A 25,308-nucleotide genomic window follows, 5' to 3' on the forward strand; every position below is an offset into this window, starting at 1 on the left:
TCTGTCAGGATCTGCCCGTCCTCGCCGCTTTCGAAGAGCCGGCCAGCTTTGATCTGCCGGTTGATTTCTGCGTCCACCGCCTTGAAGTCTGAGCGGTAAGCGAAGTGCATTGCGGCCACCGTGAGATCTGCCCTGCTGTAGGCGGACTCCCGTTCACTGATGTGCTCGACGGCGCGGTTAACGGCCTGCCTGGGGTCAGTCTCCACGCGAGCCACGGCTGCGGCACTGGACAGCATGGACTTTGCCTTTTCGAACATTCCAGTTGGCTGGCCGGTTTCCGCAAGGGGGTCGATCGGGCGCTGCTGGTCGAGCGGTATTACGGGCTGCGGGGCTGCGTGACCCACCCGGCCAAGGTCCAGCTGATCCCGGCCAAGACCGGCTGCGAGTGCGTCTGCGCGCCAGGTTTCCCGCAGCGCGTCCCGGTCCAGATTTTTGTGCTTGGCCGCACGGGTGGCCAATGCCGCTTTGCTCGCTGTTTCCGGCGAAACATCCATTCCCTTTTTGTCGAGGGCATTGAGAATTTCCTGCCGCCGCTTGGAAAAGGCTTCGGTCACTTCCGGGGAAATTCCGGAGATATTCACTTCTCCAAATCTCCCGCGTTCCGTGGCAATGCCCAGGTCAGCCACCCGGTTCTCAAAATCGGATCGGTATATTTCAGTGATCAGTTTCTGATTTTTGTATACGGCTTCATTCCGGATTGCCGAGTATCCGCCGTTTTCGTTTTTGACCATATTGGCAATGACGGCGTGGCTGTGCAAATTCGGATCAAGCGCGCGGGAGGTATCGTGCCGGTAAATTCCCGCAATAATACCTTCCCCGTTTTTAGTGACGATTTCCCCGTCCTGCTGGAAACGCGTTTTGATAAACCGCTCTTCCACCACTGTCATAGCCGCGCGCACTGCGGCGTCATGGGCCTCAATAATGCGTTTGTCGCCAATCACCAGGGCGGCCACTGAAGCCGACTTGGACGCAGAAAAGGTAAGGTCAAGGCCGGGGCGGTGCTGGCGTTCGCCGTCCACATAGCGGCCCATCAGCTTGCCGTCCGGTGCTTCACCATCGAGCAGCTGTGCAAAGTGCCTGTCATCGACAAAGCCGCTCAGGCCGTTTTCGTCCGCGGCCTTGCCGAACCAGGTGGCGGCGCGTTCGCCCTCCTCTGTACCCGCTTTGTAATAGCCTTCCTGCTTGTAATAGCCGCTGGCAGCCGCCCCGGCCGAGACGTTTGAGATCGACATCATGTCACTTCACTCCCCGGATGGTGGTTTCCATCGCCAGCAGTGCGCTGGCGGCGGATTTCCTGGCTGGAGGCTCCAGCGGGCTTTCCGGCTGGTTGGGTGTTTTCCTGTCCGGCTGGGCGCGGCCGACGGCGGGATGGGCGCGAACAGAGAGGGGCAGGGCAGGGCTGACCATTTCGGCCGCCGCGTCTCCGTCCGCAGGCATTTCTGTTGTCTGCGCCGGATCCTCTGGAGCAGGCTCTTTCGCTGGCGCGGCGGCTGCAGCCTCCTGGTCAGCCTGTGCCGGCGTGGTGCCGGGGTAGGGGAGTGCGGCAGTTTCGCGGGCCTTGGCAGTGCCGTTGCCTGCAAAGCCAGCATAAGGGTCCGGCGGAGCGATCTCTTTCACATCGAGGCCGCGCACCCGGGCCGTGGCAAAGTGCTGCCAGTACCAGTCCCGTTCCGAGATTTTGGCGGGATCCTCAATTCCTGCCGCGCCTTCGGGGCGCACACGGTCCAGGAACCGAAAAAACTCTGCTTTCTGTTCTTCGGGGTTCAGGGCGGCGAAACCTTCTTTCGCGGCCTCGCCCTCCTCGATCTCCACATTCAACGCGGCAACCTGCATTCCGCCCGCATCAAAGCCGTTCCCTTTGTAGGGGACGAACTTCTCCGCGGTGGCCGTGGTCGGCACAGGTTCAAAACGCACCCTGGCGGTCGGGGCGTCATAGGCCGGGCGAAAGTAGGCCACGAACTGCGGCAATGACTGGATTTCCGCCGGGGTGACGATGGCGCGCTGAGTACGGCGGCCGACAATGCCCACGCCGTCGCGGGTGTCATGCGCGCCGAGGGTGATGTTTTCCTGCTGCTCGATCACGTCCTCTTCGCCAAGAGAGCGGGAGGAGCGCTGCGCGGTGTTGTAATCCGGAGTGTTGAACACAACCCGGTTGTTCAGAACGCCGGAAATCGTCTCTGCTGCCTTGTCGCCGTAGATGTCTTCCAGCTGGGAAAACACCTGATAGGCGACGACGAAGGCTCCGCCGAACTGACGGATCTCCGCAAGGCTCTTGGGAAGGAAGGGCATCTTGTTGAGGGTTGGCACCTCGTCCAGGAAGAACCAGACCTTTGGGTCGCGGCTTTCCTCTGTCGTCATCAGCGCGTTGGCTGCCACCTCAAACAAGGTCGAGATGATGTTGCGTGTCGCGGCCGACTTTTCCGCATCACCGGTCAGGAACACGAAGCCGGGCCGGTCATTCACAACCCAATCGCGGATCGAGAAAGGTTCTGCATCATCGCGCAGGTATTCCAGGAACCGCAGCTCGGTGATCATGTTGGCACGGATCGAGCCGGAGGTTTTTGCAACATGCTCCCCGAAGAAGTGAGCGCCCGGTGTCGAAGCCACCAGCTTGCCCAGCTCCTCGGAAGGGATGTTCATGATAGCCTTGCGAAGATCTGCGTTGGTGGTCTTTCCGGCCTTTGCCAGCTCGCGGGCGGTGTACTGGAAGACCAGCCGGGCGGATTGGGTCCAGAAACTGTCCATGGAGCCTTGCTGATCCGGGATCATCACCTCGGCGATCTGTGCGAAGCCCTCCAGTGAAGCCACCTCATTAAAAGGCGACCAGCCCACGGAGCGTTCATCGAAGGGGTTGAGGATGATGTCTTTTTCCGGGTCGTAGTGGTCGCGCAGCAGGCCGCCCATCTTGTCATAGATGATGGCCCTGCCGTCAGCGGCCCGGATGGTGTTCAGCAGTTCGTGCATGAGGTTCGACTTACCGGTGCCGACGGTGCCGGTGATGCCGATCTGCGCCTCTACAGCATTGGGCGGAAACTCGATCCCGGCCAGCGTGTAGCGCGGGCCTTTCTTAGTGCCCTTTCCAAAGCGTTTCTCATATTCGCGCCATTTCCGCTTTGACCAGGCTTTCAGTTCCTTGGCAGTGACCAGGCGTGCACCCCGGATATGCTCTTCCTCTTTCAGCGACCGGCCGACCATGGCGAAGACCGCGAAGGTGAAGGAGAACGCGGCGGCGGCGGGCAGCAGAGAGAAATAGAGGAAGCGCCAGGCATTGGCAGTGTAGAGGTCATAGGTCGCGCGCATGCCGCGGTCTGCATAGATCTGTCCAGCGGTACGCTTCACGCGCCTGCCGTCGAGATCCACATAGTTGAGTTCGCGGAGTTCGGTGCCCCGCTGTTCAACGTTGAATTCCGCGATCCAGTAGATACCGGTGAGGCGCACCTTATCCATTTCGTAATTTTGAGCGACTAGAATCAGAAACGTGATGGTGAACGCTGCAGCAGCTACCGAGGTGCTGTACTTGAACACCTGAGTTGCCATGCGGGTCCAGTGTTGTGTCGTCTGGCCGCCTCTGACAAGCTGGGTATGTCCTTTGTTGCGCATGACGAATCCCTCGTTCCTTTTGCAACGCGAGCAGTCCGACAACAGCTCGGGACACCCGCGGCACTTCGCAAATTGTTGTTTCCAAACGGCAATAGCCGAGGTGCCGCGGCCCGGATGTCTCCTGGGCCGCGCTGTTTTCATTCACTGAGAAAATCGCTGTGGTCAGCTGGGCGGATAGTATGGGCTGGCTGGGCTGAACCTCACGCCGTCTTCTTCGAAGAAACCAAGACTGCCGGTCACCCACGCCCGATGAAACTCAGAACGCGCCGTCAGCCTGCGCAGGCAGCGGGGCATGATCCATCCGCCATATCCAGCCAGATAGAACCATTGGCAGATGGTGTTCATGCCGTCTTCCTTTTGTCCTGTTGAGTGTTTCGTCGTTTTTCCAAAAGCCCGATTACGCTAAATGAGTCTGCCTGCCTGACCTGAATTCCGCCGCTATGCGTGCGGCTGTCTGATGCAGTGTTACCGGCAGACAGCGGTCTCCACGCCTTTGGCCAGTGCCGGTTTCCAGCTTTGCGCAGGGGCGAATCCCTCGTTCCTTTCATTGTCTCAGATGCACGGAAAATACCCGCGGGTCCGGCACCGCGGGATCTCGCCCATTGCAGGCGAAATTCAGAATGTTCGTGATACTTGGGAAACCCGACGGATGCCTGGACATGCACACGCCCATGCGCCGCGCAGACTTTTCCGGCGGGGAGATTGCGGCACTATTTTCGTGCTTATTTTCAACGTCAGTTGCAGGAAGCAGAGGCTGCGCCGCGCCGTGGCTAGCTTTCCATCGCTGTTCTGTTTTCGCCGGTTGTGCTGAGTTCAGCCTTGCCGTCAGGGCCGACCATCCAAGTAGAGATGGTTTGATCCTCCGGGTTGAAGACCAGCATTGAACCATCGCCGTATTCCAGGTGGTGCTTTTTGAGAATACCAGGCCAGAGGTTGATCTGACGTTCCTCAACAAAGCCGCTAGGTCTGGCATTAGACGGGACCAGAACGTGCTCCTGGCCGTCCACAATGTAGATACAATTGTACGCCGGAGCACCGCTGTTCACCCCTGGTTTTACCAGGTCATACCGAACTTGAAAAACCTGTCCCGCTTTCTTCCAGCTGCAAACGCCAGCGATCGTGACCAAGGATTTGTAACGTTCTATCGGCATGTGTCGTCCCCTGTTGGCGACGACTTCCTAGCAAGATGATTGTTTGACGAGAAGCCATGGCGTCCCGCATTCGATGTGTGACACGAATATCAAATTCGTGTCAATGGCAGATATTGATGCGATGTTGTTCTTCAAATGTAACGGAGTCCGCGTTGGTCGTTGTCCTTGTTTAACTTAGGTCCGGCGCCATTTAGTTGGGGTGGATTCCGGTAGGGGCAGGATCGTATCAAAAGGGATTGCTGATGGGGTGGATGGCTCCTGCTTCAACCGGCGTGGCGATGCGCCATAGTGCAGGTGTCTAAATCTGCTTTTGAGAGGAGCCACCCCATGCAAGTTACCACAATCGGCGTTGATCTGGCCAAGAACGTGTTTCGGGTCCATGGGATCACTGCCACTGAAGACGTGGTGTTCAATAAGCCCCTGCGACGGGCGCAGTTTCTACCCTTCTTTACGAAGTTGGAGCCCTGCCTGATTGGCATGGAGTCCTGCAGCAGCGCCCATCATTGGGCCCGCGAACTTACGGCCCTGGGCCACGACGTTCGGTTGATCCCGCCGATGTATGTGAAGCCATACATCAAACGCGGGAAGTCCGATGCCATTGATGCCGAAGCAATCTGCGAAGCAGTGACCCGACCGACCATGCGCTTTGTGGCGATCAAGACCGTCGAGCAGCAGTCGCTGCTTTCACTGCATCGGGCCCGTGACCTACTGGTTCGCCAAAGGACACAATTGATTAATGGATTGCGCGGTCTGGTCGCCGAGTTCGGTATCTACATCCCCAGAGGGCTGGCCCGCGTGATTGGGTTTGCTGAGGATATCACCCTTGGTGAAGTGCTCGACTTGCCAGACATTGCCAACGAGGTGATCCGTAACCTGTCAGAACAGCTCATGGCTTTGCATCAGCGGGTCCGCTGGTACGAAGAACGTCTGAAGCAAGTTGCAAAAGAGGACGCGCGTGTCCGCCTGCTGCGCACGGTCCCTGGCGTTGGTGCGATGACAGCCTCTGCGATCATTGCCAGCATCGGCGACGGGCATCAGTTCAGGAACGGCCGGGAGTTCGCGGCTTGGCTGGGCCTGACACCGGTGAACAAGTCCAGCGGTGGCAAGGAGAAGCTAGGTCAGATCACAAAGATGGGTGATCAATATTTGCGATCGTTGCTTGTCGTAGGCATGACATCATTGGTCCGACAAACACGGTCACACCCCGAACGCGCCAGCAAGTGGCTGGCATCCTTGCTCGAACGCAAACCTGCTCGCGTCGCAACCGTCGCCATGGCTAACAAGACCGCCCGGATCGTCTGGGCCGTGCTCACCCGCAACGAACCTTTTAACCCACACGCTGCAGCCTGAGACGAAAGGAACCACGAGTTAGCAAGACCCGCGAGATGATGGTGCATAAGTCAGCCGCCAAAACCAGGACACCCCGCCGAATGTCCCGGGCATCATAGCCCGCATTGCTGTAAGGGACCTGGTTTGCGGAACCCATCAGGGCCAGCGGTTGAAACCGCGCGAACAGGCCGGACACATGACTGCTTCTGACAAACGCACAAATCAGATCAAAAATGTCTTGCTATGCAGGAGCCATCCACACATGACCTTCGCCGCATCCAGCACGAACAGGAAAAGAGCGGGACTTTTCGGTCATTTGGCGGCCAACCGATGCAACTGCAGCATGACAATGGAGGCGCGCGCAGCTGCAGCAAGCTGGGTTCTGCGTCGCGGCGCAGATCACGGAAGCGGTCATTCGAGGTCGCACCAGACCCAGGAGCCTAAACCCACCACTCGTCGCACTGCCGCCAATGCGGACATACCCGTTGCGGAAGGTGGAACTCATCGTGACTTAGTAAACCGCGGGTGACGAGCTGTGGGTCGATGCCGTGGCCAACTCTCAGTTTGAGTTTCTTACTTGGACAAGTTCTAAGTCGCGGTCTCGCTGACCGCAGTAAGTTACTCGACGGGTTCCCGCAATCGTCGCGTTCCAATTGGGCACAAATGCTCCCGGCGAGCGAACGTTTCCGCCGGGAGACATTGGAGATCAATCCGCGCCGTGGGCGACGGTCTCTGGCGTGACCATGCGCTTCTGCAATACATAGAGCAGCACGGCGATACCAAGCCCGATGGCGTCGGTGAACCAGCCGCCGGCGATCATGCTTAGGCCACCGACCGCCAGCGCCATACGGACGGCCGCGCCGGCCCGGCCAACAAACCAGCCTTGGACCGCGCAGGACAGGAGATAGACCCCAACAACAGCCGTCACTGCGATGTGGGCAATCTCAAACCAGTTGCCTTGCAAGAGCATCGCCGGCGAAAAGAAGAACATGTAGGGCACGACGAAGGCAGCGAGGCCGATGCGGAAGCTCTCCACGCTAGTCTTCACAGGGTCCGAACCTGACAGCGCCGCACCAGCATAGGAGGCGAGAGCCACCGGCGGTGTGATGGCCGACATCACCGCGAAGTAGAAGATGAAGAGATGCGCTACCAAGGGCTCGACGCCCAGGTTTACGACACCCGGCGCAATCACAGACGCCGCCACCGCGTAGGCTGCCGTCGTCGGCATCCCCATACCCAGTACGATCGAGACCACCATGGCAAAGAACAGCGCCAGGAACTGGCTCTGATCTGCCAAGGACAGCAGTACCGTAGAGAACCGCGAGCCGATGCCGGTCAGCGCAATGACGCCGACGATGATCCCCGCCGTGGCACAGACCGCCACCAATTGCAGCACCATGCGCGCGCCATTGTCGAGCGCGTGGAACAGCTGTTTCGGGCCCATCTTGTGCGGCGTGAACCAAGACACCACGGCGGCGGTGGCCATGGCCAGCGTGCCACAACGGATCACCGAATATCCCGCAAACAGCGCATAGATCAGCACGATGATCGGCGTCAGCATGTAGATCTGGCGGATCAGTAGGCCCAGCTTCGGCAATTGCTCGCGCGGGAGGCCTTTCATGTTGGCTTTTTTCGCAGCCAGGTCGACCATGAAATAGACCGAGATGAAGTAGAGCGCGGCGGGGATGATCGCGGCGGCGACGATCTCCATGTAAGGAATGCCGGTGATCTCGGCCATGATGAATGCGCCGGCACCCATGATCGGCGGCATGATCTGGCCGCCGGTGGAGGCAGCGGCCTCGACGCTCGCGGCAGTCTGCGGCTTGTAGCCCACGCGTCGCATCATCGGGATGGTCAGCGAACCGGTGGCCACGACGTTGCCCGCCGAGGTGCCGTTGATCATGCCCATCAGGCCAGAGGCGAAGATCGCCACCTTGGCCGGGCCGCCGCGCTTGTGGCCAGCAGCAGCGAAAGCGAGGTTGACGAAATATTCGCCGACGCGTGTGGTCTGCAGGAAGGCGGCGAAGATCACGAAGAGAATGATATAGGTTGACGAAATCGCCACCGGCGCCGACAGGATGCCGTTATCGGTGAAGATGTAGGAGAAGAAGCGCTTCGCCTCGTAGCCGCGATGCTCGAAGATACCGGGCAGCCAGGGGCCGAGGAATGCATAGGCCACGAAGACCCCGGCAATGATCACGAGCGCCATGCCGGCAAGCCGACGGGTCAATTCGATGATCAGAATCACACCGGTCACCGCCGACCACATGTCGCCGGGCAGTGCCATCGGCATACCGGCGCGCAGCTGCAACTGGCGAGCGAAGAAGATCAGGTAAGCGGTGGCGGTCAGCGCAGCGACGGCCAGGAGGATGTCTCCCCAGGCAAAGCGCGTGCGATCGGTCTGCGGGAACAGCCAGCCATGTACCACGGCTGCAGACGTACCCAGGGTCAGCGGAATGCCAAAGCTCGACATCGCCCAAGCAGGGGGTAGAGCGTTGCCCTGAAGGGTGCCATTTATCCAAATCGCGGAGACCCCGACTAGGCCATAGCCGATCCCGGCTGCGGCGAGGACCAAGAGCCCGAATGACAGCGGGTTGCGTTGGTTGTCGTCGCCTTCAGCGCGCATGGAGGAGGCCCCAAACAGGAGATAACCCAGAAACAGTCCTCCGCCGACATGCGATAGCCGGTAGGCCCAGGTTTCCAGTGGGAAGACATTCATGACCGCGAGGTGGAATACCGAATAGGCGACGCAGAGCGAGGCAATGGTCAGGTTGCGGCTGCCGGTGAAGTCGCGTTGGTTCGCGGCCAGCGGGTCTTCGTCGACATGGGCTGCGGCGGTTTCCTGTTCGATCAAGGACAGATCGGGCTCGGGCCGCCCCTTGGAGTCGGTGGCATTGGTCATGATGGGTCACCCATGCAAGGGAGTTGAATGGAAAACACGGGCAGGAGTTGGCACTCGACCGCCCGTGCTGTGCAAGCGGTGGCGCTTACTTCAGGTTGTCTGGAATGGTGTAGCCATTCTCTTCAAACCACTTCACCGCGCCGGGGTGGAACGGGATGACAGCGTTCTTCAGCACATTTTCCGCCAGAGTTTCCTTGGCGGCGGCGTGGGCCTGGACCATGCGCTCGGGACTTTCCATCGCCAGTTTTGTGATCTCGTAGGCGAGGCTCTCGGGCATGTCTTTGTGGGCGATGGCAAAGTTCCACAGTGACACGGTCTGCAGGTCTTCCGGCTGGTCCTCATAGGTATTGGCCGGGATCGTAAACTCCTGCATTGCCGGGGCGATTTCCTTCATGGTGGCGAGCGTTTCCGGCCCCATGTTGAGGAACCGCACGTCGTTTTCAACGGCCAGCTGCGCATAGGCGCCGGTAGGCAGACCCGCGGCATAGACGAAGGCGTCGATCAGCCCGTCTTTCAACTGGCCCGCGGTGTCGGAGCCGCCTGCATTGGAAATTGAATTGCCGCCGTCGGTGGCCTCGAAATATCGCGTCCAGTAGGTCGCGGAGGTGCCGCCCGCCGGGCCGACGCCGATGCGCTTGCCTTTCAGATCTTGGAAGTTTTGGACGTCCGAGGAGGCCAGCACCGCAGCCTGCAGCGGGGTCTGGTACATCGGGAACAGCGCGCGGATATTGGCATGCGGCACCCCGGGCATCAGCGGGCTTTCACCGCGCCAAGCCTCGTCGGCCGGCCCGAGGGTTACAAATCCCATCTGGTGCTCGCCGGCTTCCACCAGTGTCACGTTCTGCACCGGGCCGCCGGTGATCTCTACTCCGGCGGTGACGCCGAGGTCTTCGCTGATCATCGATCCGAAGCCCGAGCCATAGGTGAAATAGGTGCCACCCTGGCTGCCGGTGCCGATGGTGATATTCGACGGCCAGTCGGCGCGGTCCTGAGCGATGGCTGGCAGGGCGAGTAGGGCGCAAAGCGCGACGGTGGCGGTGAGTTTTGTGACTTTCATGGGTGTTCTCCTCCGATAGATCCTCCGATGCGGCCCGTTTCCTCCCAGGTACGCATCTATAGAGGGGGATCATGTGGAGTAGATCAGATTTCCGCTATGCGCCAAAGTTTATATTCAATTTCGATATATTCATGCGGTGGCTTCCAACGCCTTCAAGTGACCTTCCAACACGCTCAGAAAGGCATCGCGCATAGGGTCTCGGGTCCCGCGGGCCCAAGCTGCGGCGAGGATCAGTTTTGACCGTGTGTTGCCTTCGGGCACGGTCAGCGGCACGAAGGTCACGCCTTTCACCTGCAGCCGGGAGGTCCAGCGCGGCACGATAGCCAACCCAGTTCCGGCGGCCACCAGATTGACGATGGTGTGTTTTTCTTCCGCCACCTGGGCGATCCGCGCGGTCAGCCCGGCATCGACAAAAAGCTTGATGGTCAGATCATGCGAATGCGGCCGCGACCGGCGGTCGGGCACGATCAGCGGTTCGTCGGCCAAATCGGCAATCGCTATCGCCGCTTGCGCAGCCAGCCCGTGCCCCTCCGGTAGCGCCACCAGCGCGCTCTCGAAGAACAGCGTGCGGAAATTGATCCGCGGATCGCGGATATCCGGCGGGCGGCAGAAGGCAATGTCGAGCGAGCCCGAGAGCAGCTTGGGCAAGAGGTGAATGGTCTTCTGCTCAATCAACTGGATGTCGAGATCGGGCTGCTCCTCGCGCATGAGTTTCAGCAATTGCGGCATCAGCCCCGCCGCCGCACTGTCGATGGCGCCAACTTTCAACACCGGCGTCTCAGTCTTGCGCACGTTGCGTACCTTCTCCTCGAACGCGTCCGACATGGCCACCAGCGCGCGGGCATCTTCCAACAGGCTCGCACCGGCCTCGGTCAGCGAAACCGCGCGTGTCGTCCGCAGGAAGAGCCGTGTTTCCAACTTGTCTTCCAGAAGCCGGATTTGCCGTCCAAGCGACGCCGGCAACATGTCAAGCGATTGCGCGGCCCGTCCAAAATGCAACGTGTCTGCTGCGGCAAGGAAGCATTTGATTTGACCAATATTCAAACAGCCGTCTCCACGATGATATTGTAACCATTCTATATATAATTCTGCGTCGATTGAGAAGCGCTATCCTGAGCGACTAGCGTATGCCTCGACCGCTGATGCGGCAGAGCCCTAGGAGGAACAGGATGTCTGTCAGCCAGATGACCCGCGCGGATGGCGCGTCTGATAAACCCGAAAGCAAGGAGGCGACAAACGCCATGAAGACCTACAAGATCGCCTCGATTCCCGCTGACGGTATCGGCCCGGAAGTTATTGCTGCGGGGCTGCAGGCTCTGGAAGCGCTTTCTCGTCGCGATGGCAGTTTCCAGATCGATGTAACTGAATTCGATTGGTCATCCGAGCGTTACAAGAAAACCGGGGCGCTGATGCCCGAGGATGGCGCCCAGCAGTTGAAAGACTTCGACGCCATCTTTTTCGGTGCCGTGGGCGCGCCGGATGTTCCGGACCACGTCACACTCTGGGGGCTGCGCCTTCCGATCTGCCAAGGCTTCGACCAATATGCCAATGTTCGGCCCACCAAGATTCTTCCTGGCATCAAGTCGCCACTGGAAGGCGTCGGTCCGGGCGATCTGGACTGGGTGATTGTGCGCGAGAATTCTGAAGGCGAATATTCAGGTGTCGGCGGCCGCGCTCACAAGGGCTTGCCCGAAGAGGTGGCGACCGAGGTTTCGATCTTCACCCGGGTCGGCGTCGAGCGGATCATGCGGTATGCTTTTGATCTGGCGCAATCGCGGCCGCGCAAGCTCCTGACCGTGGTCACCAAGTCCAACGCCCAGCGGCACGGCATGGTGATGTGGGACGAGATTGCGGCGGAAGTGTCGAAGGATTACCCCGACGTGACCTGGGACAAGATGCTGGTCGATGCAATGACCGTTCGCATGGTGAAAAACCCCAAGAGCCTCGACACCATTGTCGCCACCAACCTGCATGCCGACATCTTGTCGGATCTCGCAGGCGCGCTGGCCGGCTCGCTGGGTGTCGCCCCTACTGGCAATATCGATCCGCAGAAGCGCAACCCGTCAATGTTCGAGCCGATCCACGGCTCCGCCTTCGATATCACCGGCAAGGGTATCGCCAATCCGGTCGCAACCTTCTGGACCGCCTCCCAGATGCTGGAGCACCTGGGCGAGGTCGACGCGGCCCGTCGCCTCATGCGTGCCGTGGAGAAGGTCTGCGCCGATGGCATCCTGACCCCCGATGTCGGTGGAACCGCCAATACGCAGCAGGTGACAGACGCGGTCTGTGACGCAATCCGCGGCGAAAACATCTGAAGGCTGAACCCATGATGGAAGATGACGCACCGGCGCTCCTGCGCCGAATGATGGAGGCTGCCATCGCAGCAGCCGATCCGGCCACGGTGCTGGCGCGCCATCTGCCGGAAAAGCCTAAAGGCCGCTGCATTGTCATCGGTGCTGGAAAATCCGCCGCCGCCATGGCTAAGGCTGTCGAAAAGGCCTGGCCCGATGTCGACCTCTCGGGCGTGGTGGTCACCCGCTACGGTCATGCGGTTCCGACCCAGTTCATCACGGTGCGGGAAGCCTCCCATCCCGTGCCGGATGACGCCGGGCTGGCGGCAGCGCAGGAGATACTGCGCGCCGCCAGAAGCGCTGGACCCGATGACCTGGTGCTCGCTCTGATCTCAGGCGGCGGCTCTTCGCTGATGCCGCTGCCGGTCCCACCCCTAACGCTGGCGGACAAAATTACGGTCAACCGTCTGCTTCTCGCCTCCGGCCTAACGATTGAAGATATGAACCGCGTACGCCGACGGTTGTCGATGATTAAGGGAGGCGGCCTCGCCATCGCTGCCGCGCCCGCGAGGCTGGTCACCCTTGCGATCTCAGATGTGCCGGGGGACGATCCCGCCGCCATCGCCTCTGGACCGACTGTTCCTGACCCAACGGCCAGCGAAGACCTGTCGCACCTTGCGGATCGCCTCGGCCCAAACCTGCCACTAGCGGCACGCGAAATTCTGACCGTTTCATCGGAGTCGACTTCTGCTTTCGAGATCGACTTCAGAATGATCGCCACACCGCAGATGTCGCTGATCGCCGCCGCAGACGTGGCCAGAACCGCTGGCGTCACACCGGTCATTCTGGGCGACGCGCTTGAAGGTGAAGCCCGCGATTTGGGCATCGCCATGGCTGGCATCGCCAAATCCGTGTCTCAACATGGGCACCCTACCTCTGTGCCAGCCGTTCTTCTTTCTGGCGGCGAAACTACCGTGACCATCGGCGAAACAGAGCCAGGTAGGGGCGGGCGCAACACCGAGTTCCTGCTAAGCCTTGCCGTAGCCTTGCAGGGGCATAGCCAAATCCACGCGGTTGCCGTCGATACCGATGGTATCGACGGCACCGAAGACGCTGCTGGCGCGCTGATCGGCCCAGACCTGCTCACACGCGCCGCCACGCTTGATCTCGACTGCAAGGCCTGCCTCGCCGGGCATGACAGCTACTCCCTGTTCGACGCCACCGGCGACCTTGTTCGCACCGGCCCAACCCTGACGAATGTGAACGATTTTCGCGCCGTTCTTATCCTCTGAAAGGACACCCCTATGATTCGCACCCGACGCGCCAAGATCGTTGCCACCATCGGTCCGGCGAGCGCCTCGCCCTTTATGTTGCGTAGCCTGTTTCTCAAGGGCGTAGATACTTTTCGATTGAACTTCAGCCATGGCGAGCACGCCACCCATGCCGCTGTAGTTGCCGCGATCCGGGCGCTGGAAGAGGAAGTCGGCGTACCGATCGGCATCCTGCAGGACCTGCAAGGTCCCAAGATCCGACTCGGGCGCATTATGGGCGGGGTGCGGATGCTCGATCGGCACGAGCAGGTAACCTTTCTACCCGCTGAGACCGCGCAAGACGGCACATGTCTGCCACTGCCGCATCCCGAAATCTTTGACGCCATCCAACCAGGCCACCGCTTGTTCATTGATGACGGCCGGGTGCGTCTGAAAGTGATCGCAAAGCGTGCCGACCGGATCGAGGCCGAGGTGCTCGAGGGCGGCAAGGTCAGTGATCGCAAGGGGGTCAACCTGCCCGATTGCTTGCTCGACCTACCGGTGCTGACCGAGAAGGACCGCGCCGATCTGGAATTCGGTCTGTCGCAGAGCGTTGATTGGGTGGCACTTTCCTTCGTGCAAAAGGCCTCCGATCTGGACGAAATAACCGCCATCATAAACGGACGCGCCGGATTGGTCTCGAAAATCGAGAAACCTTCGGCGCTTGAAGATATCGAGGCCATTGTCGCAAAATCCGATGCCATCATGATCGCCCGCGGCGACCTCGGCGTGGAAATCCCACCCGAGGACGTGCCAGCAAAACAGAAAGAGATCATCGCGCTCTGCCGCCGCGCCTGCCGCCCGGTGATCGTCGCCACCCAGATGCTGGAATCGATGACTGCCAGCCCGGCTCCGACTCGCGCCGAAGCCTCAGACGTGGCCACCGCGATTTATGACGGTGCCGACGCGGTGATGCTCTCGGCAGAAAGCGCCACTGGCGACTACCCTTGCGAGGCGGTTGAGGTGATGGACCGCATCATCTGCTCGACCGAAGGCCACGCGCTTTATGCCAAGGCCATGGCAGCGAGCCGCGAGACTGCCGAAACCGACGCAGACGCCATCGCCGATACCGGCGCAACGCTGGCTTGCCGGATGGGGGCCACCTGCATCATGGCCTACTCCATGTCCGGTGCCACCGGTACGCGCATCGCCGCCCGCCGCCCGAAACTGCCGCTGATCGTGATGACCCGCGACACCCAGGTCTCGCGCCGTATGGCTCTGGTCTGGGGCGCGCGCTCGGTGCTGGAGGCCTCCGCCTCGGACTATGAGAGCATGGTGCAGACCGCTAAGGAAGAATGCCAGAAGCTGCTGGCACCGAAGCTGGGCGACACGATGGTCGTACTCTCCGGCGTGCCCTTCGGCCAAGTCGGCAGTACCAACAACATCCGTGTCGCGAAGTTCCGTTGACCTCCAGGCAGGACATAAGCCCATGAGCACCATTACCCATATCTACACCCGTGAAATCCTCGACAGCCGCGGCAACCCCACTGTCGAAGTCGACGTCACTCTGGAAGACGGCACCATGGGACGCGCCGCGGTGCCCTCGGGTGCCTCCACCGGCGTGCACGAGGCCGTGGAAAAGCGCGACGGCGACAAATCCCGCTACATGGGCAAAGGCGTGCTCGAAGCGGTCGAAGCGGTGAACGGCGAGATCGCCGCGACCATCGTCGGCTTTGACGCCACCGACCAGCAGGCCATTGACATGGCGATGATCGAGCTCGACGGCACCGACAACAAGGGCCGGCTCGGCGCCAACGCCATCCTCGGCGTGTCGCTGGCGGTGGCCAAGGCGGCGGCCGAATTTCTCGGCCAGCCGCTCTATCGCTACGTCGGCGGCACCTCGGCCCGCGTCCTGCCGGTGCCGATGATGAACATCATCAACGGCGGCGAGCATGCCGACAACCCGATCGACATCCAGGAATTCATGATCATGCCGGTCTCGGCGGCGAACATCCGCGAAGCCGTGCGCATGGGCTCCGAGGTGTTCCACACGCTGAAGAAAGAGCTTTCGGCGGCGGGCATGTCCACCGGTCTCGGCGACGAGGGCGGGTTTGCCCCCGAGCTCGGCGGCACCCGCGAGGCGCTGGACTTCATCCTCAAGTCGATCGAGAAGGCCGGCTACACCCCCGGCGAGGACATCTACCTCGCGCTCGACTGCGCCTCGACCGAATACTTCAAGGACGGCAAATACGAGATGAAGGGCGAAGGCCTCTCGCTCACCTCCGCCGAGAACGTCGACTACCTCGCCAAGCTCTGCGCCGACTACCCGATCATCTCGATCGAGGACGGCTGCGCCGAGGATGACTGGGACGGCTGGAAGCTGCTCACCGAGAAGCTCGGCGGCACGGTGCAGCTGGTCGGCGACGACCTCTTCGTGACCAACCCCGAGCGTCTCGCCATGGGCATCGAGCAGGGCGTCGCCAACTCCATGCTGGTGAAGGTCAACCAGATCGGCTCGCTGTCGGAGACGCTGAAGGCCGTCGATATGGCGCACCGCGCGCGCTACACCAATGTGATGTCGCACCGCTCGGGCGAGACCGAGGATGCCACCATCGCCGACCTCGCCGTCGCCACCAACTGCGGTCAGATCAAGACCGGCTCGCTGGCCCGCTCGGACCGGCTCGCCAAGTACAACCAGCTGATCCGCATCGAGGAACAGCTGGGCGAGATAGCGGAATATGCGGGACGTTCGATCCTTAAATAGGTCCCAAGGAATTGTGCCAAAGCACCGGCGGGAGAAATCATGCTCCCCATTGCAGCACGATTGATCTCGTCCGCGCTCCTTGACTTCCACTTTGCAGTTTGCAGAGAAAGCCAGGTTTGGCGTGCCGCACCGCGGCATCGTCCTGCCACAATGGAGGTTCGCAATACGCCAAGAACCGTCGTGCAACGCGAAGGTAGACCACAGTCCAGATTGGGGCTTCCTGCGCTTAGTCGTAAGCGGGTGGGCGGCACTCGCAGCGACCGGTCGGGCAGTCCACTGTGCAGTCACTGCTTCTGAGAAATCTGCTGCATCGCGCACGAACGACAGGAGCCACGGCTGCGATGCAGCATGAATGTTTGCTGCACCGAAGCAAAGATTTCGCTGCATGCGCGTGCAGCGCAAAATGGGCTCTTCCGCAATGGGCTCCTCCTACTCATTCGCCGCGCCAGGCGTGAATGGCCGATCCCCGAGACCAGGACCGTTCACCTGGTCGGGCTTGGACTTGCAGTGAGCGGACGTTCCGGACCGTCGCCCGTGCTGCGAATGCTTCCGCAGAAAACCTTCGCAATTGCGGCGCAAAAAATTCGGAAACGCTGCAGATTTCCCGGACCGGTCGTTGACTCGTGCCTATTCAGCCTGATCTCGAACTGCAAAATGTGCGATGTCGATCCGGTCAGCTACCTGTAGCGACCTGCAAACATAATCGGCTCGACCTGCAATCATCCTGATTTTCGGCCCGAATTATTTGCATCTATCGAAGGGGCCAAACTCGGATTATCTGCGAATGAACCCAGATTATTTGCAACCAGCCTGCAATCATCCGGTTCGGCTCACAATAAATGCGAACAGGGTCTTCTCCGTGTTTTCAAGCGTCTGCCTTCTCATCGAATTGTCCAGGCACTGAACGTAGATTGTTGGACGCGATTTCGAGACTATATTCTTCAGCGGTTGTGGCCCCGTGGATGGCCGTGCTCTGCTGTCTGGAAATCCCTCGTTTCCTGAACGGCCCAAGGGCGGCTTACCGCAGTCCAGCCCTTGGTGATCTGCGCGGCGAAGGTGTCAGAAGAGCCCACCAAACCAGCTGAAGACTCACAAATCTTCCCGCCATTTATCGGCAGTCATTTGGAGCCAGCTGGGCAGGAGCGGTTTCAAGGTTGGTGTTAGATCCTCAATGGCGGCGCTTCGGATCAAATTGAGGACCTGTTTGTCATCGCGGCTCAGTGCGCGTTTTGGCCAGGCGCTCTTGTTGCCATCCACCGCCTGGGCGAAGCCCTCGGTCCAGGCCTGGAAGCGTTTTGGGGGCAGGTCCCGGACCTCTCCGCCGATCTCGCCAAGGATCACAGCCTCGTTCAGCGCACCGTAACGTAACATAAGGATGTCAAGGATACGTTGAATGGAACCGTGGCCTTTCACCTCGATCCCGTTCATGAGCGGCGGCAGCCACTCATTTGGTGACGTAAATTCCGGGGCGATCAGAACGGCGGTCAGGTAGCCATTGATCTGATCCGGTTTGAGCGGGCTGCCCTTGAGCAGCCTGGCCAACTCGCCCTGGCGCTCAACCTGGATTTCAGGCGGCTCGAAATCTTCGTTGTCCCACTCCAATTCATCGTCGAAATCTTCCATCGCGTGCGCCGCTGCCATCTCCAGCGTTTGCCCGAGGATATCCTCAAAGACGGGTATTTTCTTGATCTCTCGTCCAGCCTCCAGCGCTTGGGCGACAACGCCAAAACTCATCCACGCGTCAGGCGGGGCGCTGCGGTCGTGGCGCAGGATCAGCGCTGATCGGGCAAAGAATTTTGCCCAGAAGCCTCGCCTTTCATCGAGATGTCCCGCGACGATCTTCTTTGCGCTGGCGGCGGTTGGCGCCTCTTCAAGCGCTGCCATCAATGCGGCGTCAGAGACGAACCAGCTGCTGGAGATGTCATGCTCTGAGAACCAGTCCCTGCTCTTGCCGATCAACCGGCCTCGGCGGTTGTCTGACAGAGCCGCAAGCTCTCCTAACGGGTCGACCGCCGCGAGAAGTGCCGCTTGACCCCCAGTTTGTGGCGTCAAATCGCCAATGCCGAACATCGGCGCGACATCCAGGAAGCCCGGCGTCGTCACCGCACCGCGCGCCAGCCCGTCGCCAAGGGCGAAGCAAATCGAGGTGGCGAGGTAGGACGGCGAAACGTCATGCATTGTCATCGCTTGTTCAATTTGCTCAACGATGGTTTTTTGCTCGCCTCTGCTGGAACAAGGAATGACATAAGCGTCCTTTATCCCGTGCCCTTCCTTGATCATTGCCGTGGCCACCGCACGCGTGCTCCCACGGCTGCAGACGCCTATGATGCTTTGCGAGCCGGTGCCGTCGGGAAGTGACGTCATCACTCGATGAAGCTGCCAAGGTTGCGGGACAGATCCACCTGACGGCTCCCGCCGCAGCGCAGTCTTAATCATTGTGTCGAGCACTTTGCCGTTTGGCAGCCAGTTGCGGATCAGGATGAGGTCGGACAGCAGGGCAGCATCCACATCTGCATTTTTCGCAAGCAGCCCGAACCCGGCGACAGCCGCATCGCGCATCTCCGCAACCGGATCGAGCAGAAAGTACCGCCCCACGGCAATCATGCGCGGATCGCCTTGCCCGATCGCCTGCGTCAGGATTGCGGTTGTTACCTGGGTCGGCATGGCGCCAACAACTTCGCGAAGCCCGGTATAGGTCTCAAAAGGCGTGGACGCGGCCGGGACAAGCCCTTCCGCGAGCCCCGCGACATCCGGAAGATCAGGTATCCCGTCCCCCGCAAGAGCCTCAAAGACGTCGGGTGCCGCGCGCAGTTGGTCGGGAGGTGTGAGACCGGCGCGGAGGTAAGCCTGGCAAAGTCCGAAGCAGGTCTCGGCGTCAAGCTCACCTGCCTCAGCCTGTTCTGTTAGGCCCGCCGCAAGGACTTGGAAAAAGTCGCTCGCCCCCGGCTCCTCATTTTCATGGTTCATTCGCGCCTCGTCCAGGATGCGCGACACAAGGGCAAGACAGTCATCGGTGCGCTCTGTGTCAGCGTTGGAGAGCGTGCCGACGAGCTCCAGAACCGCTTCCGGATCTTGGGAAAGAGACGCCGCCCATCGATCCGCCCACAAAAGCGTTCCTGTTGGATCATTGGTGGTTGGCCGATCCATAAGACAAGTGTCAATTATTTCAATCACCAATGCCCCCAAATTCTTGCATCTGCCCACCGCGTCAAACGCTAAAGCGCGCGGCCGTTCTCAGCAAAGGCTAACACTGGCAAGTGGTGTCCGAAAGTCGGCTTCGTCCGGCGTCTTTCCAGTCCATGACCCGCGCAGCGAAAAGCGGTTGCTGCGCTTGCATTCGCCCAGTCCACACAGGCCTTGTTCTCCAACTATCCTACCGTTCGCACATAATCTGGGTTCGGCTCGATGATTGCAGGCTGGTTGCAAATAATCTGGGTTCATTAGCAGATAATCCGGGTTTGGCCGCTTCGATAGACGCAAATAATTCGCGCTGAAAATCAGGATGATTGCAAGCCGAGCCGATTATGTTTGCAGGTTGCTACAGCTAGTGGGGGCGATTGCCAAAGAAGACCAAGAATTCAGCCACATGCCGGACTATCAAATCAGGGTGGATGACGAGAAGGATCAACTGCACGTAGTGAGCCGCGGAACGGTGACGGCTGAAACTTCCGTCGTGGTTGAGATCCCTCCGCTTGATCCGGATGTCTACGAAATGGCCAGAGAGGCAGCACCGGGTTGGGATGTCCGCATGATCGAGCAGGAGTGGAGAGGCTGGGCCAGTGAACTGCCAAAAAACCCGGAAATGGCATTTCTGGGTTTCTGCAGGAAGTGGTTCAAAAAGCGCGGTCAGCCATAAGTTGGCAATGCCGAATAGCGGCACCGGCACCCGCCGCCAGATCATCGGGCTGACCCCGATCAGGCGAACCTTGAACCGGAAGATTCCGAAGGGCCACGCATCAGCCGAACATGTCAAACCGCGGGGACACCGGCAACTGCCCCGCACTTTGCAGTACTCTCGGCGTGTTAGGGTTCGAGATCACCTCCGACAGCGCCGTCTTTATCAAGGGGGCGATCATCGAGGTCGCCAAGTCGCTGGGCTTTGCTCGATTTTCCGCTGATACTGTCCAACGCGAAATTAACCAGGTAGTCGTTCAGATCCCGCGACGCCTTTTCCGCGGCGGCGCTGTCCTGAGCGACAATGGCCTCCAATGTCAGGATATGCAGTTTTGAACCGATCCGGATTTCGCGGTTCGCGTCTTTCAACCGGCTGATCCAGAATCGGCGTGACAGCCCCTGAAGCGGGGCCATCGCCATGGTCAGATAATCGTTGTGCGCCCCGGCGACGATCAGATCATGGGTTTCGGTCAGCGTGCTGACATATTCACGAATTGTCGGTTCATTTCGGGAAAGAAACGTGACCATGTCGGCCATCCTCTGTCTTTCCTCCTGAGTGGCGCGTTCACAGGCAAGTCTGACGGCCAGCACCTCGAGCACGCGCCGGGTTTCCAGAATGCGCAGCTGTTCCTCGACCGACACGCTCGGAACTAGCACGCCCTTGCTGGGGTAAATCTCTACCAGCCTGTTTCGCGAAAGCTGCTGCAATGCCTCACGAACCGGGGTTCTGCCCAGTCCGGTCAGCCGCATCAATTGTGCCTCGGAAACCAGCGAATTCGGAGCGACCTCTCCGTAGAGAATCATGGTCTCGATAGCTTTGTATGCCTGCGCGGCTTTTCCTGTTTCCCGGGCCATCCCTATACTCCTTTCAGAACTCTATGAAATATCAGCTCTTGACTTACAACCGATATATCGGCTGTATATCTTATAGATTTGCCACCGCCTGAAAGCGCGCTGTGCCCGGTACCGGGGCGACATATACGCTGTTCGTCCGGCGCGGGTGGATGGGGTCGGGATTAGGGTCGTCAGGCCCGGGCTGATCGCTGCGGCATCTGTGAAAGAATACGGTCACAACAGACAAAGGTATGAAAAAATGCACTATTCTCCGCTGACGGAAAAATGCCCTCTGGAATTCTCACCGTTCAAAAGCTGCACGGTACCGCGCCCCATCGGCTGGATTTCGTCGCTTAGCAAATCCGGCGTGGCGAATCTGGCCCCCTACAGCCAGTGGCAGAACCTGACCTTCGATCCGCCAATGGTGATGTTTTCCGCAAATCAGAACATTCAGGGCGAACGGAAGGACACCGTCAGGAATATCGAGGAAACCGGCTGGTTCGTCTGGAACATGGCAACTTGGGACCTGCGCGAGGCCGTGAACAAATCAGCGATGTATTCACCGCTCGAACATGATGAATTCGACAGTGCCGGTGTCACCAAGATGGCGTCGGTCGATTGCGACGTGCCGCGGGTGGCCGAAAGCCCCTGCCACTTTGAATGCGAATATATCACGACTCACCGGCTGCCGGCGAATTCGACGGTCGCCACCATCGACGTCGTTTTCGCACGTGTTGCGCGGATTCATATCAAGGACGAGGTCCTGACCCCTGACGGCAAGATCGACATCCCGAAGATCCGGCCGATCGGCAGAATGGGCTATCATGATTACGCGGTCATCAACGAAACTTTCGAGATGAAGATACCCGCCGCCACCGAGGCAGAGGCCCACGGTCTCGAAGGTCGGGCTTGACATGTTGTCCCAGGCTTTGATATCCGGCACGGCCATCGGTTTCATTTATGCGCTGATCGCGCTCTCGATGGTGCTGATCTACAAATCTACCGATGTCATCAATTTCGCCCAGGGCGAAATGGCGATGTTTTCGACATTCATCTGCTTTACCCTAGTGTCGAGCTACAGCATGCCGCTGGGGATTGCACTGTTGCTGGCCTTTCCGATCGGGGCGGTCATCGCGGCGGCAACCGAACGGGTGGTCATCCGGCCGCTTGCCGACACGCCGCCGCTGAATTCGCTTATCGTGGCGATCGCGCTGTTTTACATCTTTCACTACGGTGCCGGCTGGATCTGGGGCTATGACGCGTTTCCGTTTCCGTCCCTGCTGCCCGACCGGCCGCTGAATATCGGCGGGACCTTCATCGCGCCCAGCAGCCTGGCCATTGCTGGTGTGTCCATCGTTGTGCTGGCCGTTCTCTATGTCTTTCTGGAACATTCCCGCGAAGGCATCGCCATGCAGGCAGCCAGCATGAACCGCAATGCCGCCCGGCTGATGGGGATTTCGGTCGGGCGTGTGTCGATGCTGTCTTGGGTGATTGCGGGGGGGGTCGGCGCGATTGCCGGCCTGCTGGTCGCGCCCATCACATTCATCGACACCCAGATGATGTTTCTTGTGCTGCTAAAGGCGCTGGCCGGAGCAATCCTGGGCGGATTCAACAGCCTGCCCGGCGCGGTCATTGGCGGCGTTCTGGTCGGCATCATCGAAAGCCTGACAACGGTCTACATCTCGGCCGCCTTTAACGATGCCATCGCGTTCGTCGTCATTGTCGCCGTTCTGATGATCAAGCCCGAAGGGCTGTTTGGCAAGCCAGCTGTTAAAAAGGTCTGATCCGCCATGAATCTGAAGAACAAGCTGATCTATCCGGTCCTACTGGCGGCCCTACTGATCGTCCCAGTGCTGGTTCCCGGCTACATGATCTATATCCTTTGCATGATCGGGATATATTACATGGTTGGTCTGGCCATGAATGTTCTGGTCGCGCAGGCTGGGCAGATATCCATCGGACATGCGGCGTTCTGGGCGCTTGGTGCATATGGAGCGGCGGTACTGGTCACACGGTTCAACGTCCCCTTCGAGATCGCCATTCTATGCGGCGGTCTGCTGGCGGCGGTTTTCGGTCTGCTAGTCGCGATCCCGGCGATGCGCGTGCAGGGGCATTACCTAGCCATCGCGACGCTGGCCTTTTCGATGGTCGTCGAGCGGACTCTGCATGAATGGGAAACCGTGACCGGCGGCCGGTCGGGCATGTTCGTGCCACGGCCCAGCCTGCTGGGCATCGAGCTGACCAGCGACATGTCCTATTATTACCTCATCGTGCTAATCTCGCTGGTCTTTACCTTGATAATCTACAATCTGCAGCGGGCCCCCAGTGGGCGGGCTCTTCAGGCGCTGAAACTCAGCCCCACGGCGGCCAGCAGCTGCGGCGTGAATCGGCGGTCCAGCCTGGTGACGGTTTTCGTGCTGAGCGCATTCATGACCGGAATCTCCGGTGGGCTGTTCGCGCATCTTGTGGGCTATCTCAGCGTGTCCAGCTTTACGCTGGCGGTGTCGCTGTCATTCATCACCATGATCGTCATCGGCGGGGCCGGCCGGTTGATGGGGGCCTTTATCGGGGCGGTTTTTGTCACGCTCATGCCCGAATTCATGCGCGGACTGGCCGAAGCCCAGATGGTTGCCTATGGCGTGATCCTGATCTTGGTGGTCCTGTTCCTGCCGGAAGGTCTGGCCGGGCTGCCGCGCCGCATCGCCGCGGCCCTGTCGCGGTCCCCGGGCGACGTTCCGGTTCCTAGCAAAATAGGAGATACGTGATGACAGGGTACCTCTCGATCCGGGATCTGACCTGCCGGTTCGGCGGTCTGACCGCGCTGGATCATGTTTCGTTCGACGTGAAACCGGGATCGGTCATGGGGCTGATCGGCCCGAATGGCGCTGGCAAGAGCACGCTTTTGAACTGCCTGTGCCGCATCTATCAACCCAGCGAAGGCAGCATTCATTTCGACGGGGCGGACCTGCTGGAAACCAAGGCGCATGACCTGTGCCGCGTGGGCGTCGGGCGGACCTTTCAGAATCTCGAACTGTTTGACGAGATGACGGTGCGAGACAATGTGCTGGTTGGCTGCGATTTCCGGTTCGGGGCCGGATTCTGGTCGGATCTGATCCATGGGCCGAAAACCAGAAAGGCCGACAAACAGGCGGCCGAACTTGTCGATCGCGAGCTCGACGCGCTGGGTCTGTCACATTGCGCAGACAATATCGTGAACACCCTGTCCTTCGGCGAACAGAAAAAGGTTGAACTGGCGCGCGCGCTGGTTTCAGGGCCCCGGCTGTTGTTGCTGGACGAGCCCGCGGCAGGCGCGAACCCGTCGGAAACCGAACGGCTGGGTCAGCTTATCCGGCATCTGCGCGACGAACGGGGCCTGACCATCCTGCTGATCGAACACGACATGTCACTGGTGATGAAATCCTGTGACGAGATTGTCGTGCTCAATCACGGGCAGAAAATCGCACAGGGTAGCCCTGGCGAAATCGGGACGGACCCCAACGTGATCGAAGCATATCTCGGGGAGGATCTGGAAGATGCTTGAGATTGAAGGTCTTACGGTCGCCTATGGCGGCAATACCGCGCTGAACGATGTGTCTCTGTCGGTAAAACAGGGAACGATCGCCTGTCTTCTCGGCTCGAACGGGGCGGGAAAATCGACGCTTATGAACACGATAGCCGGGTTGCACCCCCCAAAAACCGGTCGGATTTTGGTAGATAACAGCGATATCGGGCGCTGGACGCCGCGCCAAAGGGTTCGCCACGGTGTCGCATTGGTGCCCGAAGGGCGGCAGCTGTTCGGCGATCTGACGATCGAGGGAAATATTCGGCTGGGCAGCTATACTCGTCGAGGGTCTTTCGATGACGAGCTTCAAAATATCTTTCGGATGTTTCCCAGGTTGGCGGAACGCCGACGCCAGCTCTGTAAGAGCCTTTCGGGTGGCGAACAACAGATGGTCGCTATCGGTCGGGCGCTGATGGCCAAACCTCGGCTTCTGTTGCTGGACGAACCGTCGCTGGGGCTGGCCCCCGTTCTGATCCGGGATGTCATGCAATTGGTCCAAGAAATCAACGCGCAGGGCATCACCGTTTTTCTGGTCGAACAAAACGCGCATCTGGCGCTGAGGATATCGGATCACGCATTCGTTCTGGAAAAAGGCCGCATCATCAAATCGGCTCCGGCAAAGGATTTGTTGCAGGATGACGATCTGTCTGCGGCATACCTGGGCACCGCCTGAC

Annotated in this window: 20 protein-coding genes; 11 read left to right on the forward strand and 9 right to left on the reverse strand. The window is 59.8% G+C overall.

Annotation, left to right across the window (positions count from 1 at the left end):
- From mobF to AC0KW6_RS18505, 4 genes are all read right to left on the reverse strand, one after another.
- On the reverse strand, positions 1 to 1,235 hold a 1,235-nt coding region (mobF, locus tag AC0KW6_RS18490; RefSeq protein WP_474035638.1), incomplete at its 3' end, for a MobF family relaxase.
- Position 1,236: 1 nt separating this feature from the next.
- Entirely contained in the window at positions 1,237 to 3,600 is a 2,364-nt protein-coding gene (locus AC0KW6_RS18495) for a type IV secretion system DNA-binding domain-containing protein (RefSeq protein WP_474035640.1), read from the reverse strand.
- Positions 3,601 to 3,762: 162 nt separating this feature from the next.
- Positions 3,763 to 3,945: a hypothetical protein gene (locus AC0KW6_RS18500; protein WP_141889285.1), complete on the reverse strand. Its 183-nt coding sequence runs from the start codon at positions 3,943 to 3,945 to the stop codon at positions 3,763 to 3,765.
- 425 nt (positions 3,946 to 4,370) lie between these two features.
- Positions 4,371 to 4,751 carry a hypothetical protein gene (locus AC0KW6_RS18505; protein ID WP_474035641.1) on the reverse strand — a complete coding sequence of 127 codons (381 nt, stop codon included), beginning with the start codon at positions 4,749 to 4,751 and terminating at the stop codon, positions 4,371 to 4,373.
- A gap of 327 nt (positions 4,752 to 5,078) precedes the next feature.
- On the opposite strand from AC0KW6_RS18505, the gene AC0KW6_RS18510 reads away from it, so the two are divergent.
- Positions 5,079 to 6,101, forward strand: coding sequence for an IS110 family RNA-guided transposase (locus tag AC0KW6_RS18510; protein ID WP_474035642.1), 1,023 nt, complete (start codon positions 5,079 to 5,081; stop codon positions 6,099 to 6,101).
- Positions 6,102 to 6,786: 685 nt separating this feature from the next.
- Here AC0KW6_RS18510 and AC0KW6_RS18515 read toward each other — a convergent pair.
- The 3 genes from AC0KW6_RS18515 to AC0KW6_RS18525 form a co-directional block, all read right to left on the reverse strand.
- The gene (locus AC0KW6_RS18515; RefSeq protein WP_474035643.1) at positions 6,787 to 8,982 is read right to left on the reverse strand and encodes a TRAP transporter permease; all 2,196 of its coding nucleotides are present in this window, start codon (positions 8,980 to 8,982) and stop codon (positions 6,787 to 6,789) included.
- An 85-nt stretch (positions 8,983 to 9,067) separates the two neighbouring features.
- Complete coding sequence (locus AC0KW6_RS18520; protein ID WP_474035644.1) at positions 9,068 to 10,039, reverse strand: TAXI family TRAP transporter solute-binding subunit; 972 nt, start codon at positions 10,037 to 10,039, stop codon at positions 9,068 to 9,070.
- A 129-nt stretch (positions 10,040 to 10,168) separates the two neighbouring features.
- Positions 10,169 to 11,083 (reverse strand): LysR family transcriptional regulator, encoded by a 915-nt coding sequence (locus AC0KW6_RS18525; protein WP_474035645.1) that lies wholly within the window; start codon positions 11,081 to 11,083, stop codon positions 10,169 to 10,171.
- A gap of 197 nt (positions 11,084 to 11,280) precedes the next feature.
- Between AC0KW6_RS18525 and AC0KW6_RS18530 the strand changes: the two genes are divergently transcribed.
- From AC0KW6_RS18530 to eno, 4 genes are read left to right on the forward strand one after another with little or no spacing between them, the layout of a single operon-like run.
- Positions 11,281 to 12,354 carry a tartrate dehydrogenase gene (locus tag AC0KW6_RS18530; protein ID WP_474035681.1) on the forward strand — a complete coding sequence of 358 codons (1,074 nt, stop codon included), beginning with the start codon at positions 11,281 to 11,283 and terminating at the stop codon, positions 12,352 to 12,354.
- 11 nt (positions 12,355 to 12,365) lie between these two features.
- Positions 12,366 to 13,622 (forward strand): glycerate kinase type-2 family protein, encoded by a 1,257-nt coding sequence (locus tag AC0KW6_RS18535; RefSeq protein WP_474035646.1) that lies wholly within the window; start codon positions 12,366 to 12,368, stop codon positions 13,620 to 13,622.
- 12 nt (positions 13,623 to 13,634) lie between these two features.
- The gene (pyk, locus tag AC0KW6_RS18540) at positions 13,635 to 15,047 is read left to right on the forward strand and encodes a pyruvate kinase (protein WP_474035647.1); all 1,413 of its coding nucleotides are present in this window, start codon (positions 13,635 to 13,637) and stop codon (positions 15,045 to 15,047) included.
- A 22-nt stretch (positions 15,048 to 15,069) separates the two neighbouring features.
- A complete protein-coding gene (gene eno / locus AC0KW6_RS18545; protein ID WP_474035648.1) occupies positions 15,070 to 16,344 on the forward strand; it encodes a phosphopyruvate hydratase in 1,275 nt (424 codons plus the stop codon).
- A gap of 1,089 nt (positions 16,345 to 17,433) precedes the next feature.
- Here eno and AC0KW6_RS18550 read toward each other — a convergent pair.
- On the reverse strand, positions 17,434 to 19,491 hold the full coding sequence (locus tag AC0KW6_RS18550; protein WP_474035649.1) for a UPF0149 family protein: 2,058 nt from the start codon (positions 19,489 to 19,491) through the stop codon (positions 17,434 to 17,436).
- Between the two features lie 439 nt (positions 19,492 to 19,930).
- Between AC0KW6_RS18550 and AC0KW6_RS18555 the strand changes: the two genes are divergently transcribed.
- A complete protein-coding gene (locus AC0KW6_RS18555; protein ID WP_474035650.1) occupies positions 19,931 to 20,200 on the forward strand; it encodes a hypothetical protein in 270 nt (89 codons plus the stop codon).
- 167 nt (positions 20,201 to 20,367) lie between these two features.
- Here the strand turns inward: AC0KW6_RS18555 and AC0KW6_RS18560 are convergent, their stop codons facing one another.
- Complete coding sequence (locus AC0KW6_RS18560) at positions 20,368 to 21,093, reverse strand: GntR family transcriptional regulator (RefSeq protein ID WP_222505928.1); 726 nt, start codon at positions 21,091 to 21,093, stop codon at positions 20,368 to 20,370.
- A gap of 238 nt (positions 21,094 to 21,331) precedes the next feature.
- Between AC0KW6_RS18560 and AC0KW6_RS18565 the strand changes: the two genes are divergently transcribed.
- Genes AC0KW6_RS18565 through AC0KW6_RS18585 form a run of 5 tightly spaced genes read left to right on the forward strand, consistent with a single transcriptional unit; the run spans position 21,332 to position 25,307 of the window.
- Positions 21,332 to 21,985, forward strand: a complete 654-nt coding sequence (locus tag AC0KW6_RS18565) for a flavin reductase family protein (protein ID WP_222505929.1) — start codon at positions 21,332 to 21,334, stop codon at positions 21,983 to 21,985.
- Position 21,986: 1 nt separating this feature from the next.
- Positions 21,987 to 22,856, forward strand: a complete 870-nt coding sequence (locus tag AC0KW6_RS18570; RefSeq protein ID WP_222505930.1) for a branched-chain amino acid ABC transporter permease — start codon at positions 21,987 to 21,989, stop codon at positions 22,854 to 22,856.
- Positions 22,857 to 22,862: 6 nt separating this feature from the next.
- The gene (locus tag AC0KW6_RS18575; RefSeq protein ID WP_222505931.1) at positions 22,863 to 23,837 is read left to right on the forward strand and encodes a branched-chain amino acid ABC transporter permease; all 975 of its coding nucleotides are present in this window, start codon (positions 22,863 to 22,865) and stop codon (positions 23,835 to 23,837) included.
- Entirely contained in the window at positions 23,837 to 24,613 is a 777-nt protein-coding gene (locus AC0KW6_RS18580) for an ABC transporter ATP-binding protein (RefSeq protein WP_222505979.1), read from the forward strand. The genes AC0KW6_RS18575 and AC0KW6_RS18580 overlap by 1 nt, the downstream gene beginning before the upstream one ends.
- Positions 24,606 to 25,307: an ABC transporter ATP-binding protein gene (locus AC0KW6_RS18585; RefSeq protein WP_222505932.1), complete on the forward strand. Its 702-nt coding sequence runs from the start codon at positions 24,606 to 24,608 to the stop codon at positions 25,305 to 25,307. The genes AC0KW6_RS18580 and AC0KW6_RS18585 overlap by 8 nt, the downstream gene beginning before the upstream one ends.
- Position 25,308 lies beyond the last annotated feature (1 nt).

The sequence above is a fragment of the Leisingera sp. SA215 genome, from assembly GCF_055902035.1.